Annotated in this window: 18 protein-coding genes; 10 read left to right on the top strand and 8 right to left on the bottom strand. The window is 70.3% G+C overall.

Translation table 11 applies throughout. The features are described 5' to 3' along the window. Window positions 1–182: 182 nt before the first annotated feature. The gene (locus ACEZDG_RS11340) at window positions 183–1,916 is read left to right on the top strand and encodes an ABC transporter ATP-binding protein (RefSeq protein ID WP_380506431.1); all 1,734 of its coding nucleotides are present in this window, start codon (window positions 183–185) and stop codon (window positions 1,914–1,916) included. Continuing rightward, complete coding sequence (locus ACEZDG_RS11335) at window positions 1,913–3,883, top strand: ABC transporter ATP-binding protein (RefSeq protein WP_380506427.1); 1,971 nt, start codon at window positions 1,913–1,915, stop codon at window positions 3,881–3,883. Before ACEZDG_RS11340 ends, ACEZDG_RS11335 begins: the two co-directional genes overlap by 4 nt. Before the next feature lie 67 nt (window positions 3,884–3,950). Here the strand turns inward: ACEZDG_RS11335 and ACEZDG_RS11330 are convergent, their stop codons facing one another. Next, window positions 3,951–4,457 carry a hypothetical protein gene (locus ACEZDG_RS11330; protein ID WP_380506424.1) on the bottom strand — a complete coding sequence of 169 codons (507 nt, stop codon included), beginning with the start codon at window positions 4,455–4,457 and terminating at the stop codon, window positions 3,951–3,953. A gap of 18 nt (window positions 4,458–4,475) precedes the next feature. Beyond that, on the bottom strand, window positions 4,476–5,270 hold the full coding sequence (locus tag ACEZDG_RS11325; protein WP_380506421.1) for a DUF6597 domain-containing transcriptional factor: 795 nt from the start codon (window positions 5,268–5,270) through the stop codon (window positions 4,476–4,478). Between the two features lie 65 nt (window positions 5,271–5,335). Here ACEZDG_RS11325 and ACEZDG_RS11320 point away from each other — a divergent pair, with 65 nt between their 5' ends. After that, window positions 5,336–5,917, top strand: a complete 582-nt coding sequence (locus tag ACEZDG_RS11320; protein WP_380506418.1) for a TIGR03086 family metal-binding protein — start codon at window positions 5,336–5,338, stop codon at window positions 5,915–5,917. A 44-nt stretch (window positions 5,918–5,961) separates the two neighbouring features. On the opposite strand, the gene ACEZDG_RS11315 is transcribed toward ACEZDG_RS11320, so the two are convergent. The 4 genes from ACEZDG_RS11315 to ACEZDG_RS11300 all read right to left on the bottom strand — a co-directional run bounded on the left by ACEZDG_RS11315 (window position 5,962) and on the right by ACEZDG_RS11300 (window position 12,350). Then, window positions 5,962–7,287, bottom strand: a complete 1,326-nt coding sequence (locus ACEZDG_RS11315; RefSeq protein ID WP_380506415.1) for an extracellular catalytic domain type 1 short-chain-length polyhydroxyalkanoate depolymerase — start codon at window positions 7,285–7,287, stop codon at window positions 5,962–5,964. Between the two features lie 219 nt (window positions 7,288–7,506). Further along, entirely contained in the window at window positions 7,507–9,456 is a 1,950-nt protein-coding gene (locus ACEZDG_RS11310; RefSeq protein ID WP_380506412.1) for a protein kinase domain-containing protein, read from the bottom strand. A 174-nt stretch (window positions 9,457–9,630) separates the two neighbouring features. Then, window positions 9,631–11,505, bottom strand: coding sequence for a translation elongation factor 4 (gene lepA, locus ACEZDG_RS11305; RefSeq protein WP_380506409.1), 1,875 nt, complete (start codon window positions 11,503–11,505; stop codon window positions 9,631–9,633). A 407-nt stretch (window positions 11,506–11,912) separates the two neighbouring features. Next, a complete protein-coding gene (locus ACEZDG_RS11300; protein ID WP_380506406.1) occupies window positions 11,913–12,350 on the bottom strand; it encodes a DoxX family protein in 438 nt (145 codons plus the stop codon). Between the two features lie 61 nt (window positions 12,351–12,411). On the opposite strand from ACEZDG_RS11300, the gene ACEZDG_RS11295 reads away from it, so the two are divergent. From ACEZDG_RS11295 to ACEZDG_RS11265, 7 genes are all read left to right on the top strand, one after another. Continuing rightward, a complete protein-coding gene (locus tag ACEZDG_RS11295) occupies window positions 12,412–12,732 on the top strand; it encodes an antibiotic biosynthesis monooxygenase family protein (protein ID WP_380506403.1) in 321 nt (106 codons plus the stop codon). A gap of 125 nt (window positions 12,733–12,857) precedes the next feature. Then, window positions 12,858–13,124, top strand: coding sequence for a 30S ribosomal protein S20 (gene rpsT, locus ACEZDG_RS11290; protein WP_380506400.1), 267 nt, complete (start codon window positions 12,858–12,860; stop codon window positions 13,122–13,124). Window positions 13,125–13,455: 331 nt separating this feature from the next. Next, the gene (locus ACEZDG_RS11285; protein ID WP_380506397.1) at window positions 13,456–13,578 is read left to right on the top strand and encodes a hypothetical protein; all 123 of its coding nucleotides are present in this window, start codon (window positions 13,456–13,458) and stop codon (window positions 13,576–13,578) included. A 124-nt stretch (window positions 13,579–13,702) separates the two neighbouring features. Continuing rightward, window positions 13,703–14,098 carry a DUF6879 family protein gene (locus ACEZDG_RS11280; protein WP_380506394.1) on the top strand — a complete coding sequence of 132 codons (396 nt, stop codon included), beginning with the start codon at window positions 13,703–13,705 and terminating at the stop codon, window positions 14,096–14,098. Window positions 14,099–14,206: 108 nt separating this feature from the next. Continuing rightward, window positions 14,207–14,431, top strand: a complete 225-nt coding sequence (locus tag ACEZDG_RS11275) for a hypothetical protein (RefSeq protein ID WP_380506391.1) — start codon at window positions 14,207–14,209, stop codon at window positions 14,429–14,431. A 43-nt stretch (window positions 14,432–14,474) separates the two neighbouring features. Beyond that, window positions 14,475–14,927, top strand: coding sequence for a DUF6879 family protein (locus ACEZDG_RS11270; RefSeq protein WP_380506388.1), 453 nt, complete (start codon window positions 14,475–14,477; stop codon window positions 14,925–14,927). Between the two features lie 15 nt (window positions 14,928–14,942). Next, complete coding sequence (locus ACEZDG_RS11265; protein ID WP_380506385.1) at window positions 14,943–15,797, top strand: helix-turn-helix domain-containing protein; 855 nt, start codon at window positions 14,943–14,945, stop codon at window positions 15,795–15,797. 486 nt (window positions 15,798–16,283) lie between these two features. Here the strand turns inward: ACEZDG_RS11265 and holA are convergent, their stop codons facing one another. Continuing rightward, window positions 16,284–17,267, bottom strand: coding sequence for a DNA polymerase III subunit delta (holA, locus tag ACEZDG_RS11260; RefSeq protein ID WP_380506382.1), 984 nt, complete (start codon window positions 17,265–17,267; stop codon window positions 16,284–16,286). A 48-nt stretch (window positions 17,268–17,315) separates the two neighbouring features. Then, a complete protein-coding gene (locus ACEZDG_RS11255) occupies window positions 17,316–17,609 on the bottom strand; it encodes a hypothetical protein (protein WP_380506379.1) in 294 nt (97 codons plus the stop codon). Between the last annotated feature and the right edge of the window lie 2 nt (window positions 17,610–17,611).

Genomic DNA, 17,611 nt, shown 5'->3' with positions numbered 1-17,611 from the left:
GGGTAGGACGTTCGGGCGGCGAGCGTAAGAGGGGTTCTCCAGCGGGGGTCGAAATGAACTTGCCGGTCGACAAGTAAGTTGCCTACGATGGCCGTCCTGATGCGATGCCCTCCCCCGTTCCGGCAAAACCGAGTACGGTGTACGCAGATACCCCGTGCCCCCCGACCTCCTGCGAGAACCGTGTGCTGATCCGACTCCTGCGGGCCCATCTGCGGCCCTACACCAGGCCCATCACCCTCCTGGTGCTGCTGCAGCTGATCCAGACCATCGCCACCCTCTACCTGCCCACCCTGAACGCCGACATCATCGACGACGGGGTGATCAAGGGCGACACCGGCTACATCCTGCAGACCGGCGGGATCATGCTGGGGGTGACCCTGGCCCAGGTCGTCTGCGCCGTCGGCGCGGTGTACTTCGGCGCCCGCACCGCGATGGCCCTCGGCCGCGACATGCGCGCCTCCGTCTTCAACCAGGTCCAGTCCTTCTCGGCCCGCGAGGTCGGCCACTTCGGCGCGCCCTCGCTGATCACCCGCAGCACCAACGACGTCCAGCAGGTCCAGATGCTGGTGCTGATGACCTTCACCCTGATGGTCTCCGCGCCGATCATGTGCGTCGGCGGCATCATCATGGCGCTGAACCAGGACGTGCAGCTGTCGCTGCTGCTGGTGGCGATCGTGCCGGTGCTCGGCGTGGTGATCGGACTGATCGTCAGCCGGCTGCGCCCGCTGTTCCGTTCGATGCAGGTGCGCATCGACGGCATCAACCGGATCCTGCGCGAGCAGATCACCGGCCTGCGGGTGATCCGCGCCTTCGTCAAGGACACCCACGAGCGCGAGCGCTTCGCCGTCGCCAACGAGGAGCTGACCGACAACGCGATCCGCGTCGGCAAGCTGCTGGCGCTGATGTTCCCGCTGGTCATGATGGTGGTCAACGTCTCCAGCGTGGCCGTGCTGTGGTTCGGCGCGCACCGGATCGACAGCGGCGGGATGCAGATCGGCGCGCTCACCGCGTTCCTCAGCTACCTGATGCAGATCCTGATGTCGGTGATGATGGCGACCTTCATGTTCATGATGGTGCCGCGCGCCGAGGTCTGCGCCGAGCGGATCCAGGAGGTGCTGGACACCGAGAGCACCGTGGTCCCGCCGCTGGCCCCGGTCCGCGAGCTCAAGCGGGCCGGCTACCTGGAGCTGCGCGGGGCCGAGTTCCGCTACCCCGGCGCCGAGTCGGCGGTGCTGCGCGACGTCAGCATCTCCGCCCGCCCCGGCGAGACCACCGCGATCATCGGCAGCACCGGGTCAGGCAAGACCACCCTGCTGACCCTGATCCCCCGGCTCTCCGACACCACCGACGGCAGCGTCCTGGTCGACGGCGTGGACGTCCGCGACCTCGACCCGGTGCTGCTGGCGAAGACGGTCGGCCTGGTCCCGCAGAAGCCGTACCTCTTCTCCGGCACCGTCGCCAGCAATCTCCGCTACGGCAACCCGGACGCCACCGACGAGGAGCTCTGGGCGGCCCTGGAGACCGCCCAGGCCAAGGACTTCGTCGAGAAGCTGCCCGAGGGCCTGGACGCCCCGATCGCCCAGGGCGGCACCAATGTCTCCGGCGGCCAGCGCCAGCGCCTGGCCATCGCCCGGGTACTGGTCCGCCGTCCGGAGATCTACCTGTTCGACGACTCCTTCTCCGCCCTGGACTACGCCACCGACGCCCGGCTGCGCGCGGCCCTCTCCCGGGAGACCGCCGACGCCACCGTCGTCATCGTCGCCCAACGTGTCAGCACCATTCGCGACGCCGACCGGATCATCGTCCTGGACGAGGGCTCCGTCGTCGGCACCGGAACCCACCACGAGTTGATGGACAGCAACGAGACCTACCGCGAGATCGTCCTCTCCCAGCTGACCGAGGAGGAGGCGGCATGAGCTCCGAACAGGAAGCCGCGGCCAAGCGCCGCGGACCGGCCCCGATGCCGGGCCCCGGCCGGATGATGGCCGGCGGCCCGGTCGAGAAGTCGATGAACTTCAAGGCCTCCGGCAAGCGGGTGCTCGGGCTGCTGCGGCCCGAGCGCGCCCTGCTGGGCGTCGCCGTGCTGCTGGCCCTGGGCAGCGTCACCCTGTCGGTGATCGGACCGAAGATCCTCGGCCACGCCACCGACCTGATCCTGGCCGGGGTCTTCGGCCGGACGCTGACCCACGGCGCCACCCAGGCCGACGCGGTCGCGCACCTGCGCCAGTCCGGCCACGGCAACCAGGCCGACCTGCTGGCCGGCATGCAGCACGTCCGGCCGGGCCAGGGCATCGACTTCCACGCCGTCGGCGGCGTGCTGCTGTGGGTGCTCGGGATCTACCTGCTGGCGGGCCTGTTCGGCATCCTCCAGGCCCGGCTGATGAACCGGGCGCTGCAGCGGGCCGTCAAACGGCTGCGCGGCTCCGTCGAGGACAAGATCGCCCGGCTGCCGCTCAGCTACTTCGACCAGCAGCCGCGCGGCGAGGTGCTGAGCCGGGTCACCAACGACATCGACAACATCGGCCAGACCCTGCAGCAGACGCTCAGTCAGATCCTGGTCTCGCTGCTGACCATCGTCGGCGTGCTGACCATGATGTTCTACATCTCCTGGCTGCTCGCGCTGATCGCCCTGATCAGCGTCCCGGCCTCGATCGTGGTCGCCGCCAAGGTCGGCAAGCGGGCCCAGCCGCAGTTCGTCGCCCAGTGGAAGACCACCGGCAAGCTCAACGCCCACATCGAGGAGATGTACAGCGGGCACGCCCTGGTCAAGGTGTTCGGCCGGCAGGAGGAGTCGGCGGAGCTGTTCCAGGAGCAGAACGAGAAGCTCTACGCGTCCAGCTTCAAGGCGCAGTTCATCTCCGGCCTGATCCAGCCCTGCATGATGTTCATCGGCAACATCAACTACGTGCTGGTCGCGGTCGTCGGCGGACTGCGGGTCGCCTCCGGCGCGCTGTCCATCGGCGACGTCCAGGCGTTCATCCAGTACTCGCGGCAGTTCAGCCAGCCGCTGACCCAGGTGGCGAGCATGTCCAACCTGGTGCAGTCCGGTGTCGCCTCCGCCGAGCGGGTGTTCGAGCTGCTGGACGCCAAGGAGCAGGACCCGGACCCGGTCGACCCCCCGCGTCCGGCCGAGCTGCGCGGCCGGGTCGCCTTCGAGCACGTGGCCTTCCGCTACGACCCGGCCAAGCCGCTGATCGAGGACCTGTCGCTGACCGCCGAGCCCGGTCACACCGTCGCCATCGTCGGCCCCACCGGCGCGGGCAAGACCACCCTGGTCAACCTGCTGATGCGGTTCTACGAGGTCAGCGGCGGCCGGATCACCCTGGACGGGGTGGACGTGGCGCGGATGTCCCGCGAGGAGCTGCGCTCCGGCATCGGCATGGTGCTGCAGGACACCTGGCTGTTCGGCGGCACCATCGCCGAGAACATCGCCTACGGCCGCGAGGGAGCGAGCCGTGAGGAGGTCGTCGACGCGGCGCGGGCCGCGCACGTCGACCGCTTCGTCCGCACCCTCCCGGACGGGTACGACACCGTCATCGACGACGAGGGCACCGGGGTCAGCGCGGGCGAGAAGCAGCTGATCACCATCGCCCGGGCGTTCCTGGCGAACCCGTCCATCCTGGTCCTGGACGAGGCCACCAGCTCGGTCGACACCCGCACCGAGGTGCTCATCCAGCGGGCCATGGCCACGCTGCGCAGCGGGCGCACGGCCTTTGTCATCGCGCACCGTCTGTCGACCATCCGCGACGCCGACACCATCCTGGTGATGGAGGACGGCGCGATCGTCGAACAGGGCAGCCACAGCGAGCTGCTGGACGCGGACGGCGCCTACGCCCGGCTCTACGCGGCCCAGTTCAGCCAGGCCGTCGCCGAGGTCGACTGACACCGCACCGGACGAACGCGGCGGGGCCGGGTGTGATCACACACCCGGCCCCGTTTCGCTGTTCGTGCTACCGGCTCAGGGTGAGTGCGTCGGGCGCGGCGCCGTTGCTCAGGGTCAGCCGGGACAGCGGCCGGTCTGCCGCGGCATGGAACAGGTAGACCAGGTGGGTAGTTCGGTCGGGCGCGACCGCGGCGGGACCGGCGCCGGAGCCGGAGTCGTCGGCAAGGGTCAGCGCCGCTCCCCCGTCCGCGAGCAGGTGTGGTGGGAGGTAGCGCCCCGCCGTCGCGCTCCCCCACACCTCGACCCGCACGGTGCAGTCCGCCTCCGTGCAGGAGATGCCGTCGACGCGGACGCTGAACGGGCCGTCCGCCGTCCAGGCCGAGGCCCCGGCCGCCGGGGCCGCACGGTAGTCACCGGCCAGCCGCGGGCCGTCGGGGTGCGACTGGTAGTGCACCACCAGGGCGGCCACCACCGCGCCCGCGATCAGCAGTCCGCCGGCGCCGGCCAGTTCAGGGCTGAGCAACTGGGCGCGCGGGTACCGGGACTTCTGCTCAGCGGCACCAGCACCAGCCATGCGTCCCCCGTTTCGCCTTCAGCTGCGGGCGTAGTGAGTGGGCGGTAGGCCCACCACGGCTGTGAAGTCGCGGCTGAGGTGGGCCTGGTCGGCGTAGCCGAGGTCGGTGGCGAGGGCGGACCAGTCGACGGACGCGTCCTCGGCGCGCTGCGCCGCCTCGTGCAGCCGGGCCCGGCGCAGCACCCACTTCGGACCCGCGCCCACGTACTCGGCGAACAGCCGCTGCAGCGTGCGGACGGACACCCCGTGGCGCTCGGCCAGCTGTTCCACCCGGACCAGGGTGTGGTCGCCGGTGGCGGTCTCCACCATCGCGGCGACCTCGGCCGCCTGCGGGTCGATCGCGGGAAGGCGGGCCAGCAGGAAGGCGTCCGCGAGCCCGGCCATCACCATCGTGTCCTCCCCGGACAGGGACAGGATCTGACGGCTCGTCCGCTCCACCGCCGGACCGAAGACCTCGGTCGCCGGCAGCACCCGGTCGGCGAGCTCCTGGACCGGCCGCCCCCAGAACGCCCGGAACCCGCCCGGCCGGAACTTCACCCCGAGCACCTGCCCGCGCGCCTCCAGCCGCCGTACGAAGAGCCCGCGGTCGACCCCGTAGACGGCGGCCCGCGGCTCCTCGAACACCAGGTGCACATTGGGGTGCGACAGCACCTTCTGGTCGTACGGGGCCTGCCCGCACAGATCCCAGCGGACATGCCAGTAGAACTCGACCAGCGGCTCCAGCGCCGGATCGGGCTGCCGCTGGTCGAGGGAGAAGCGCCCGGCCGCGCCCTGCGGACGGAGCACTCCGCGCGGGGCGTCGGAACCGGTCATGACCCCAGCCTAGGCTGTCGCGTTTCTTCAAGACAGGCGATCGCCGCCGACCTAGCGTGGAGGGCATGACGAATCTACTTCCGCAGCTCACCGCCGCTTCCGCCGAGGCCGCCCGGGTCGCCCGCGCCGTCTCCGACGACCAGCTCTCCGACCCCACTCCCGACACTGAGTGGGATGTCAGGACTCTTGCCAACCACCTGGTGCTCTGGACCTCCTACAACTTCGAACTCCGCGCCCGCGGCGAGTCCGTCCCCGACGACTGGCAGCAGCGCGACTTCACCTCCGAGCCCGGCTGGGCCCAGGCGTACACCGAGCAGTTGGACCGGGCGCTGGCCGCCTGGTCGGACCCGGCGGTGTGGGAGGGCGAGGTCAAGATGGGCGATGCCAGCATGCCCGCGGCGGCCGTCGCCGGAATGATCCTGCTGGAGCTGGTCCTGCACGGCTGGGAGCTCGCCGTGGCCACCGGCCAGGAGTTCCACGTCCCCGGCAGCGCCGAGGCGGCCACGGTCGGCCTGGTCGAGGAGTACGCCGAGATGTACCGGCAGTACCAGGGCTTCGCCGAGCCGCTGCCGGTCGCCCCCGACGCCACCCCGTTCGACCGCGCGCTCGCCCTGTCGGGCCGCGACCCGGAGTGGACCGCGGCCTGACGCAGAGCGGTGTGGTGCGGCGGGGTGCCCCGGCCGGGCGTGGCTCAGGCGGGGCACCCCGAGTCGGCGATCACGTAGTAGCCGGGCGAGGTCTCCTCAAGGGTGTGGGTGACGAAGAGGTTGTAGAGGCCCATGTTCTGCTGCGAGCCCAGGGCGTAGACGTAGCCGAGGTTCTGGGTGGCACGGCCTGCGGTGACTTGGTGGTAGTTGTCGGTGCTGAAGCAGAGCGGCTTGAAGGTGGAGGTCGGCGTCGGGGTGGGCGTCGGCGTCGGGGTGGGCGTCGGCGTAGCGGTGGGGGTCGGCGTCGGCGTAGCGGTCGGGGTGGGGGTTGGCGTCGGCGTCGGCGTGCTGCCGGTGCTCTGGTCCAGGCCCCAGAACAGCGCGGTGTAGTAGCTGGAGCAGATCGACCCGAGGAAGTACGCCCCGGTGGCCCCGCACTGGTCGGCGCCGCTGCCCGGGTTCACCGCGAGCCCGTGCCCCATCCCCGAGATGAAGTAGGTCTGCACGGCCGGTCGGCCACTGCTGTCGTTGTAGTCGCTCTCGGTGGTGCCACCGGTCAGCGTCCGGGTGCTCGACGGCGTCTGCGAGATGCCCCAGACCCCGGTCCACTGGTCCCTGAGCTCGGTGGCATTGGCCTGGTTGACGGTGTAGTCGGAGGTGCCCTGCCAGATCGCGACCCGGGGCCACGGGCCGGTCCAGCCGGGGTCGGAGTCGGTCGCCAGCTTCGCCCACTGGGCGACGGTCTTGTTCACCGCGCCGCCCATGCAGGTGTAGGCCGAGGCGCTGCCGCCGGTCGCGCACTGGGCCGGCAGCCCCGAGTCCACCGCCCCGCCGGCGAAGACGTCCGGGTAGTCGGCCAGCAGTTCCGAGGTCAGGCCGCCGCCCGCCGACAGCCCGGTGACATAGACCCGTGAGGCGTCGATGCTGTAATGCGCCTCCATGTACTGCACCATCTGCAGCACCGAGGCCGCGCCGCCCTGGCCCCGGCTGTCCTGGGCCGGGTCGAAGAAGTCGAAGCACTCGCTGGAGTTGTTGGTGCTGGTCTGCTGCGGGTAGACCACGTCGAAGCCCCACTGGTCGGCGTACTTCTGCCAGCCCGAGTCCTGGTGGTAGCCGGTGGCGGTCTGGGTGCAGCCGTGCAGGGCCACCACCAGCGGTGCCTTGCTCTGCGGAGCGCTGGAGAGATAGCTGAACATCTGCAGCCCGCCGGGGTTGCTGCCGAAGCTGCTGACCTGCTGGAAACTGCCGGTCGCCGCTGCGGCCTGGCCGCCTCCCGCGGCGACCGCCAGTCCGGCCGCGACCAGGCCGAGGACGACCGCGGGGGCAAGGCGGCTGACGGTGCGTCTACTGCGGAGAAGTCCGGAGAACATCGGGGCCTCCTGGGTGGGGTGGAGGTGGCGGCCGGGCCGACCGTCGACAGCGGACGCTACGACCGCGCCCGATCCCCAGGCATGTATCCGACAACCACTGCTCGGCCGACCGGACTGTCGGCGTCCCCCATGTCCCGCACGTCCCCGCAGGTGGGCCCGCGCGTCCCGCCGTTGTCCAGTCGGCGCTCAGTCAGCGCTCAGTTGGCGCTTAGTTGGCGCTTAGTTGGCGCTGCGCAGGGCGGCCCAGGTCAGCGGCCCCACCTGGCCGTCCACCTCCAGGTGCTTGGCCGTCTGGAACTTCTTCACCGCGGCCTCGGTGTCCTTGCCGAACTGTCCGTCCACCCCCGAGGAGCCCACGCTGTAGCCGCGGTGGACCAGCAGGCACTGGAGCTCGGTGACCCGGACGTTCGCGGCCCCTGGGTCGGTCTCCGCGTTCCCCGAGTAGTAGGTGCAGGCCTGGTCCCACGGCGGCACGGACTTGGTGGCCGGCGGGCTGGTCTTGGGCGGAGCCGCGGTGGCGGGCGGGGCAGCCGAGGTACCGGCCCGCGCGGTGGTCTGCACCGGCGCCGGCGGCTGCGAGGCCCCCTTGGCCGGGACGCTGCCGGGCGCCCCCGCGCTCTGCCCCGGCTGCGCCGACTGTCCCGGCTGCGCCGAGGAGCCCGGGGACGGGGAGCCGGACGCGGGGGCCGCACCGGACGCCGAAGCCTGGTTCGCGGCGGAGGACGAAGCCGCCCCGGCCGGGAGCGGACCCGCGCCCGCGCCTGTTGCCGGGTCCGTCGCCGTGGCTCCGACCGAGCCGACCGCCACGGCTGCCGCAGACCCGCCCGAGGAGCCGGTGAGCAGCACCGCCGTCCCGGCGACAGCCGCGACCGCCACCACCGCGCCGCCGACCAACAGCCCGGTCCGGAGCCCGAGTCGGCCGCCCCGGGACTCCCGCGGCTGCGTGTACCGGGGCAGTTCAGCCACGGGGACCACCGCCGGGGCGGCGGTCTGCGGAAAGTACGGGGGTGCGAGCGGTCCCTGCAGTGCCGCGACCGTGGGCGGCGTCGGCGCCTGCTGCCCGTGCACCGGCGTGGGCGACAGCACCGGTACCGGCACGGGAGTCTCGGCCGCCGGTGCTCCCGGGGTCGACGACACCGCCGCCGCGCCCCGGCCGAGCAGCAGCGTCTCCTGCACCGGCACCGGCACCTGCTCCAGCGGCAACTGCCGTACAGCCGCCGCGATCTGAATACGGGTCATCACCGCGTCGGTGAGCGACTGCGGCCAGGGGGCCGGCACCTGACGGGTCGCCGCTGTCTCCATCACCGACTCCGGCCCCGGCCGCCGCTCCTGGTCCTTGTCCAGGCAGGAGGCGATCAGCGCGGCCAGATCCGGATCGATCCCGGCGACCCGGTCCAGCACGTCCTCCTTCGGCGGCTCGTACGCCACCCGGTGCAGCACGTCGACGCTGGTGCCGTCGCCGAAGGGGGCGTTGCCGGTGAGCGCATAGGCCAGGACCGAGCCCAGCGCGAAGACGTCGGAAGCGGTCCGCACCGGGAGGCCGCGTACCTGCTCGGGTGACATATAGGCCGGGGTGCCGACCTGCTGGCCGGTCATGGTGATCGAACTGGCGTCCCCGGCCTGGGATATACCGAAGTCGATCACCCGGCAGCCGTCCGGGCCGAGGATGACGTTGGACGGTTTGATGTCCCGGTGCACCACCTCGGCCTCGGCCATCGCCGCCACGGCCTGGCCCAGGTCGGCGGCCAGCCGCCAGGTCGCCGCGAGGTCGAGCGTCCCGTACTCGGCGACCGTCGCGGTCAGGCTGAGGCCGGGGATGTACTCGGTGGCCATCCACAGCAGTTCGTCGTCGAAGCCGCTGCCCAGCAGCACCGCGGTCTGCCCGCCCTGGACCCGGGCCAGCGACTCCGACTCGCGCTTGAAGCGGCGGCGGAACTGGTCGTCCTCGGCGTACTCGGGCCGGATCACCTTGACTGCGGCGAGCCCGTCCCGTGCGGTGTCCCGGCCGAGGTAGATCCGGCCCATGCCGCCGCTGCCGAGCAGGGCCACGATCCGGAACGGGCCGACCTGCCGGGGATCGACGCCGCGCAGCGGGGTCGCCCCGAGCCGGTCCAGGCCCAGGCCGGCGAAGACCCGCGGGTCGGACAGGGGCTGGCTGTGCTCTGGCATCGGACGTCCCGGCTTCCACACGCGACAGCAGTTGGCAGCGGGAGGCTACCGCACCCGTGTGCACGCCGGTACGCGCGCCAGTACACGGCCGGTGCCCGTGCCTGGACGCAGCCGGTGGACATAGCGGTGGGGCCCGTCGAAGGACGGGCCCCACCGGTGCTAACTGCCGTGCTGCTACTTCCTCTTGTCGGCCGCCGGGGCATCGGCGTCGGTGGACAGCGCGGCGATGAAGGCCTCCTGCGGGACCTCCACCCGGCCGACCATCTTCATCCGCTTCTTGCCCTCCTTCTGCTTCTCCAGCAGCTTCCGCTTACGGGAGATGTCACCGCCGTAGCACTTCGCCAGCACGTCCTTGCGGATCGCCCGGACGGTCTCGCGAGCGATGACGCGCGAGCCGATCGCGGCCTGGATCGGCACCTCGAACTGCTGGCGCGGGATCAGCTTCTGCAGCTTCCCGGCCATCATCACGCCGTAGTTGTAGGCCTTGTCCTTGTGCACCACGGCGGAGAAGGCGTCCACCGCGTCACCGTGCAGCAGGATGTCGACCTTCACCAGGTCGGCCGCCTGCTCGCCGATGGGCTCGTAGTCGAAGGAGCCGTAGCCGCGGGTCTTGGACTTCAGGTGGTCGAAGAAGTCGAAGACGATCTCGGCGAGGGGAAGGGTGTAGCGGAGCTCGACCCGGTCCTCGGAGAGGTAGTCCATGCCCTGCAGCGCACCGCGGCGGCCCTGGCACAGCTCCATGATCGCGCCGACGAACTCGTTGGGCGCGAGGATGGTGCCGCGCACGATCGGCTCGTTCACCTCGGTGATCTTGCCGCCGGGGAACTCGCTGGGGTTGGTGACGGTGATCTCGCTGCCGTCCTCCATCACCACCCGGTAGACCACGTTGGGCGCGGTGGAGATCAGGTCCAGGTTGAACTCGCGCTCCAGCCGCTCCCGGATGATCTCCAGGTGCAGCAGGCCGAGGAAGCCGCAGCGGTAGCCGAAGCCCAGCGCCACCGAGGTCTCCGGCTCGTAGACCAGCGCGGCGTCGTTGAGCCGCAGCTTGTCCAGCGCGTCGCGGAGCAGCGGGTAGTCCGAGCCGTCCAGCGGGTAGAGGCCGGAGAACACCATCGGGCGCGGGTCCTTGTAACCGCCCAGCGCCTCGGTCGCGCCCTTGTGCATCGAGGTGATGGTGTCACCCACCTTGGACTGCCGGACGTCCTTCACCCCGGTGATGATGTAGCCGACCTCGCCGACCCCCAGGCCGTCCGCGACCTTGGGCTCCGGCGAGATGACGCCGATCTCCAGCAGCTCGTGAGTGGCGCCGGTGGACATCATCTGGATGCGCTCGCGCTTGGTCAGCTCACCGTCGACCACCCGGACGTAGGTGACCACGCCGCGGTAGGTGTCGTAGACCGAGTCGAAGATCATCGCGCGGGCCGGGGCGTCCTTGACGCCGACCGGGGCCGGCACCCGCTTCACGACCTCGTCCAGGATCGCCTCGACGCCGAGACCGCTCTTCGCACTGGCCAGCAGCACGTCCTCGGGGTCGCAGCCGATGATCCGGGCGAGCTCCTCGGAGTACTTCTCCGGCTGGGCGGCCGGCAGGTCGATCTTGTTGAGCACCGGGATGATGGTGAGGTCGTTCTCCAGCGCCAGGTAGAGGTTGGCGAGGGTCTGCGCCTCGATCCCCTGGGCCGCGTCCACCACCAGCAGGGTGCCCTCGCAGGCCGCCAGCGAACGGGAGACCTCATAGGTGAAGTCGACGTGCCCGGGGGTGTCGATCATGTTGAGGATGTGCGTGGTGCCCTGCTGCTCACCGGTCAGCGGGGCCCAGGGCAGCCGGACCGCCTGCGACTTGATGGTGATGCCGCGCTCGCGCTCGATGTCCATGCGGTCGAGGTACTGGGCACGCATCTGCCGAGGGTCGACCACGCCGGTGATCTGCAGCATCCGGTCGGCGAGCGTGGACTTGCCGTGGTCGATGTGGGCGATGATGCAGAAGTTGCGGATCAGCGCCGGGTCGGTACGGCTTGGCTGCGGAACGTTGACGGGGATGGCGGGCACTCAGGGTCCAATGGTGTCGAGTGGCTGGAGCAGGCTCCTTCCGCACGGCGTCCGCGTGACGTCCAGGCGAGGGCGCGACCGGGAAGGTACACCTATCGTCCCACGAGCGGGGACCTCGCCGCTCAGGCCCGTCCGGGCGGCGTTCCCGGCTTTCGCCGGGGGCGGTTCGCGGGGGCCTGTTCGCCGGGGTCTGTTGCCGCGACCGCGACCGCGGCTGGGCGCGGGGGCACGGCCTGGCACGCGCCTTAGCGTGTGGCTTAGGTATGTGGCTGGACGCGCGGCTTGGGTGTGTAGCTGGGCACGCGCCTGAGCGTGTGGCTGGGCGCGCGGCGTCACGCGGAGGCAGGGCACGCACGTCGCGCAGCAGCAGCAGCTCGTTCTCGGCCCGCGCCTGGGCGCTTCGCGGCCTACTCGGACGCCTTGCCGGGCACCCGGCCGGGTGCGCCGGAGGCGCGACCGCGGACCACGAGGGCCCAGCCGATGAGCGGAGCCTGAAGCGGCAGCCGGCCGAACGCGACGGCCCGCTTCACCGGCGAGGCGTTCCGGTAGTCGTAGGCCATCTGCACGTTCGCCGGGAAGACCGCCGCCAGCAGCCCGGCCGCGGCGAGCCCGCCGACCCGGCGGGTCTGCGGCAGCGCCACGGCCGCGGCGACCGCCAGCTCGACCGCGCCGCTGGCCTTGGTCCAGGCCCGCGGGCTGCCGGGCAGCACCTTGGGGACGATCGAGTCGTACGGTCCCGGGACGGCGAAGTGCAGCACCCCCGACCCGGCCAGCAGGCCGGAGAGCAGCAGCGCGGAACGGTTGCCGGAGACCTTGGCGTGCAGGCGGTCGATGACTGGGAGCATGCCGCCCACCCTGGCACAGACGACTGGCACCGCGTGCGGAGAGCGGGGAGGATCACAGCCCATGATCCTGGAATCCGCGGTACTCGACGTCGTCCCCGGCCGCCGGGAGGAGTTCCTGGCCGCGTTCCGGCAGGCCCGCCCGCTGATCGCCGCGCAGCCCGGCTTCCTCGCCCTGCGGCTGCTGCCCTGCCTGGACCCCGGACGCGAGTCGCGTTTCCTGCTCCAGGTGGAGTGGCAACGTGTCGAGGACCACACCGAGGGCTTCCGCCGCTCCCCCGAGTACGCGCAGTGGCGCGAGCTGCTGCACCCCTACTACGACCCGTTCCCACTCGTCGAGCACTACGGCGAGCCAGTGGCGGGATCGAGGCCGGGCCCGGCATGACCGGTTTGGGCCGGGCCCCGGCCCGCTGGTAGTCTGGGCCATCGTGTCTGCGATGCCCCATGCCCTCGGGCCGGTGGCCTAGCGGACACACCTTCTGTTCCAACCAATCAGACTGAGGCTCTTTCGTGGCGAACATCAAGTCCCAGATCAAGCGCATCAAGACCAACGAGAAGGCTCGGCAGCGCAACAAGTCTGTCAAGTCCTCGCTGAAGACCGCCGTCCGCAAGGCCCGTGAGGCCGTGGAGGCGGGCGACTTCGAGAAGGCCATCGTGCTGACCCGCGAGGCCAACAAGAAGCTCGACAAGGCCGCCAGCAAGGGCGTTATCCACAAGAACCAGGCTGCCAACAAGAAGTCTGCTCTCAGCGCCAAGATTGCCGGCCACCAGGCCTGATCTGCCTGCTGTCCAACCGCTCCACCCTCCGCGCAGACTTCGTCCGGCCCTCTATCCAGACGCTGCGCGGAACCCACGCACCGCACGCGGCCTGCGTTCGCCACGCGGGTGCGGTGCAGCAACAACACATACGAAACGCCTGCTCACAGGCTGATTGCCCACTGCCCGCCGGGGAAGCCCCCGGCGGGCAGTGGTCGTTCCAGCCGCCCTCGCGCCCGCCGGAAGCGCCCGGAAGCCCGGCGCGAGTGCCCCCTTCTGATTCTCGCCGCCATACCACTACGGTGCGCAGCAGCCCGGTCACAGATCCGGGATCGAACGAAGGGTGATCACCATGAAACTCACGTTCCTCGGCACCACCTCGAAGGACGGCGACTGCCCGACCCTGTACGAGACCGAAACCGGCGACATCGCCGTCCAGGGCGACCGGCTCACCGACCCGCAGGCGCTGGAGTAGTTGCGGGACGTCAAGCACTCGGAGACCTTCGTCGTCATCCCCCGGGCCCTGCTCACGCGTTTCGCGCCGAGGGGTTGCCGCTCTGACCTCCGAGACATTCCGTCAGTTCCAGCGCAGCGGTGCCGTGTCCGACGAGCCAGACAACCCCTGGGTGCTCAACGTGAGCCACCAACTCGCGTCCGGGAAGCGGTTCGAACGGGCACGCATCGTTGACGATCCGATGATCGACAATCAACGCTTCCTGCTGGCCAGCTCCTTGGCCAGGCCGGAGGACATCAGGATCCTCGGACGGCACAGGGCCGAGGAATTGGAGTTGCCGCAGACCGACTTCTTGCTGTTCGACTTCAAGACCCTGGCACGGCTGCACTTCGACAGCTCAGACCGAACGCTCGGTGTCGAGTTGACCGAAGATCCGACCGAAGTGCTCAACGCGTGCCAGATCAGGGACGCCGCTTGGCATTACGCACAGCCTGCGCGGGCCTTTGCGGCGGCGATGGCCCGGTCTCAGACGATCTCTTGATTCTCGCCAGGGATTGGACGTGCAAGTTCCTGCACACTCCTGGCCATCTCGACAGCGGAGCGTGCAATCTCGATCACAGCACCTCCCCGATCGAGAGAGGCAACAGCCATGGCACTACACCTGCTCGGCAAGGACCCCGACAGCCCCGACGGCAAGTCCCCCACCGTGTACCTCGACGACGTCACCGACAACTACGTGCTGCAGGGCTGGAAGATCACCGATTCTGCGCGACTCGCTGAAATGGACATCCCCGAGCACGAGACCGTGATCGAATTTCCCCGGCGGATGATGCGGTTCTTCCCGGAGGTCAACGATGGCGGCTCCGACGCTTGAGCAACTGCTGCGCAGCTGCGAACGGTCAGCGGTACACCTGGAGATGCGCGACGGCTACATGCTCGACGACCCGCTGTTCATCGCTTGGAAGGCCGGCCACCGGTACGACCCGGCCGACCGCCGGTCATGGTGGCGTCCCTGGTTGCAGATCATCGCAGACACCACACAGCGCGGTGTCGACCTGCGCCGGGCGCGCATCGTCTCCGAACCAGTCAGCGAGTACATCCGCTTCGAGTACGACGTCACCTTCACCAACACGGCGGCAGGCGAACGGGTGCGCTGGCTTCCTCGCCGACAGGCCACCGACATCCCATTGCCCGGGAACGACTTCTGGGTGATCGACGACAGCATCGTCATGGTCCACCACTTCAGCGGCGACGGAGACTTCGTCACCGAGGAGGTCACCAGCGACCCGGCCGTGGCAAAACTCTGCACCTCCGCCTTCGAAGCGGTGTGGGAGCGCGCCATCGACCATGACGACTACCGGCCCGCCTAACCGACAGTTGGGACTGTGTCACCGACCGCACCAGCGTCCAGCGTTGAGCAGGCCAGACAAGCACTCGGCCAGCGCCTCCGCGAGATCCGGCTCGATGCCGGGCTGACCGCGAGGGCGCTGGCTGCGCTGTGCGAATGGCACGAGTCGAAGTGCTCCCGGATCGAGCACGGCAGGGTGACCCCGTCGGACGCCGACCTGCGGGCGTGGACGCTGCACTGCGGTGCGTCGAACGAGATCGCTGACCTGATCGCCACCGCCCGTGGCATCGACGGAATGTACGTCGAGTGGCGACGCATCGAACGGGCAGGTCTGCGTCAGGTCCAGGAGAACGTGCAACCGCTGTTCGAGCGCACCCGACGCTTCCGGATCTACCAGTCCTGGGTCATCCCCGGCCTGCTCCAGACCGAGGCGTACAGCACCGCCGTGCTGAACACCATCGTCGCCCTGCGCGGCGTGCGCGACGACGTGGCGGAAGCGGTTGCCGTCCACATGGCTCGCCAGAGCATCCTCCGCTCACATGATCACCGCTTCGCGTTCCTGGTCGAGGAGTGGGTGCTGAGGACGGTCATCGGCGACGTCGACGTCATGGGCGCCCAGCTCGGCCACCTCATCCAACTGGCCCTCCTTCCGTCCGTGAGCCTTGGCGTGATCCCTGTGGGGGCACGGCGGGGAGCAGGCTGGCCCGTTGAGTCCTTCACGCTCTACGACGACGCGCAGGTGAACGTGGAGCTGGTGTCCGCGCACCTGACGGTGACTCAGCCGCACGAGGTCGCAATGTACGGACAGACCTTCACCGACCTTGCGGCGCTGGCCTGTTACGGCGGGACAGCACGGCGGCTCGTCGGGGCGGCGATCCAGGCACTCGGATGAGCTGCTGCAAGTTCCCGCACATCCGTTGAGGACGCTTGCCGGCCATACCTACCGTCGGCGACATGGAGGACACAGCGGCACCCTCAATGCTCGCGCTGCAGGACAGCCGCCTGGGATGGTCCGTGGTCGCGTGTGCTGAGCGCTGGGCCTCTCTGGAGGTGACTGGATGACCGCGGGCGTTCGTTGCTCGTACTGTCAGGAGCCGGCCGACGGGTTGCGGTGCAGGCTGATCCGCGGGGACCGGGGGTCGCCGGTTGTCGCTGTTGGTCATGCTGGGTGCTATCGGGTGTTCTTGGACGACCTGGTCCTGGTTGCCGGGGGTGTCGAGGGTGCGCATCCTCGGGCCGGGTCCTGTCATCTGTGTGGGACGTATGTGCAGCGGGCTCGCGTGTATCGCTGAGATCCATGGTGACAGCGCGGCAGGTGCGACTGTGGTGCGCTGCCTCGCCTGCTGCGAGAGGCCGCCCCGGCCTGGGTATGACTGGGTCAGCGTTGGGAGCGGGCGGCGGCGGAGACGGTGACGATGCACTGCTCCAGGGCGTAGGCGGGGTCGCCGGAGCCGCCCTTGACGGCGGCGTCGGCGTCGGCGATGGCGCGGAGGGCGGTGGCGACACCGTCGCCGGTCCAGCCGCGGAGCTGCTGCCGGACGCGGTCGATCTTCCATGGGGGCATGCCGAGTTCACGGGCCAGGTCACCGGGCCGCATACCGCGGTCGGCGGTCGCGACCCTGCCGATGGCGCGGACGCCGGAGGCCAGCGCGAAGACGATGCCGGTGGGCTTCTCCCCCACCGCCAGGGCCCAGCGCAGCTGGCCCAGCGCCTCGGCGGTGCGTCCGGTCACGGCGAGGTCGGCGACCTGGAAGCCGGAGGACTCGGCGCGGCCGGTGTAGTAGCGGGCGACGACGGTCTCGTCGATGGTGCCCTCGGTGTCGGCGGCGAGCTGGCTGCAGGCGGAGGCCAGTTCGCGCAGGTCGCTGCCGACGGAGTCGAGCAGGGCCTTGCAGGCGTCCTCTGTCGCGGAGCGGCCGGTCACGCGGAACTCGGAGCGGACGAACGCCAGCTTCTCCGCGGGCTTGGTCAGCTTGGGGCAGACCACCTCGCGGGCACCCGCCTTCTTGGCCGCGTCCAGCAGGCCCTTGCCCTTGGCCCCTCCCGCGTGCACCAGGACCAGCATCACCTCGGGCGCCGGGTTGTCCAGGTAGGCCTTGATCTCCTTGACCGTGTCGGCGGCGAGGTCCTGGGCGGCGCGGACGACGATGACCTTGCGCTCGGAGAACAGCGACGGGCTGGTCAGCTCGCTGAGCATGCCCGGCTGCAGCATGCCGGGCTGCAGGTCGCGCAGGTCGGTGTCCGGGTCGGCCTGCCGGGCCGCGGTGGTGGTCTGCGCCACGGCGCGGTCGAGCAGCAGCTCCTCCTGGCCGACGACGACGGTCAGCGGGGCGAGTAGGTCTTCGGTCGGGTTCTTAGCCATCGCGGTCAGCCTATCGGCCGGGGCCGACAGCGTGCCGACAGCACGGGCTCAGTCCTCCGGCGGTGACCCCGGCGGGTGGCCCTCCAGCCAGCCGTCGTGGTCGGCGGCGAGCGCGTCCAGGACGGCCGGGGTGAGGCCGGGCGGGAGCGGCGGTTGGAGGACGACCAGCCACTGGGCGTCCTCGGCGTCGTCCTCGCCGGCCAGCGCCTCGCGGTGCAGTTCGGGCTCGGGGAGCGCGGGGTGCGTGGCGGCGAGCTGCTCGGCGACAGAGTCAGCGGCGTCGCGGTCGGGGAGGACCAGAACGTAGTGGTCATCGGAGTAGGGGTCATCAGAACTGTGCACCT

Origin of the sequence: Streptacidiphilus alkalitolerans, assembly GCF_042511045.1 — a bacterium.
Lineage (GTDB): Bacteria > Actinomycetota > Actinomycetes > Streptomycetales > Streptomycetaceae > Streptacidiphilus > Streptacidiphilus alkalitolerans.
The sequence above is the reverse complement of the archived record's forward strand: the minus strand, read 5'-3'. Positions and strand labels throughout refer to the sequence as shown.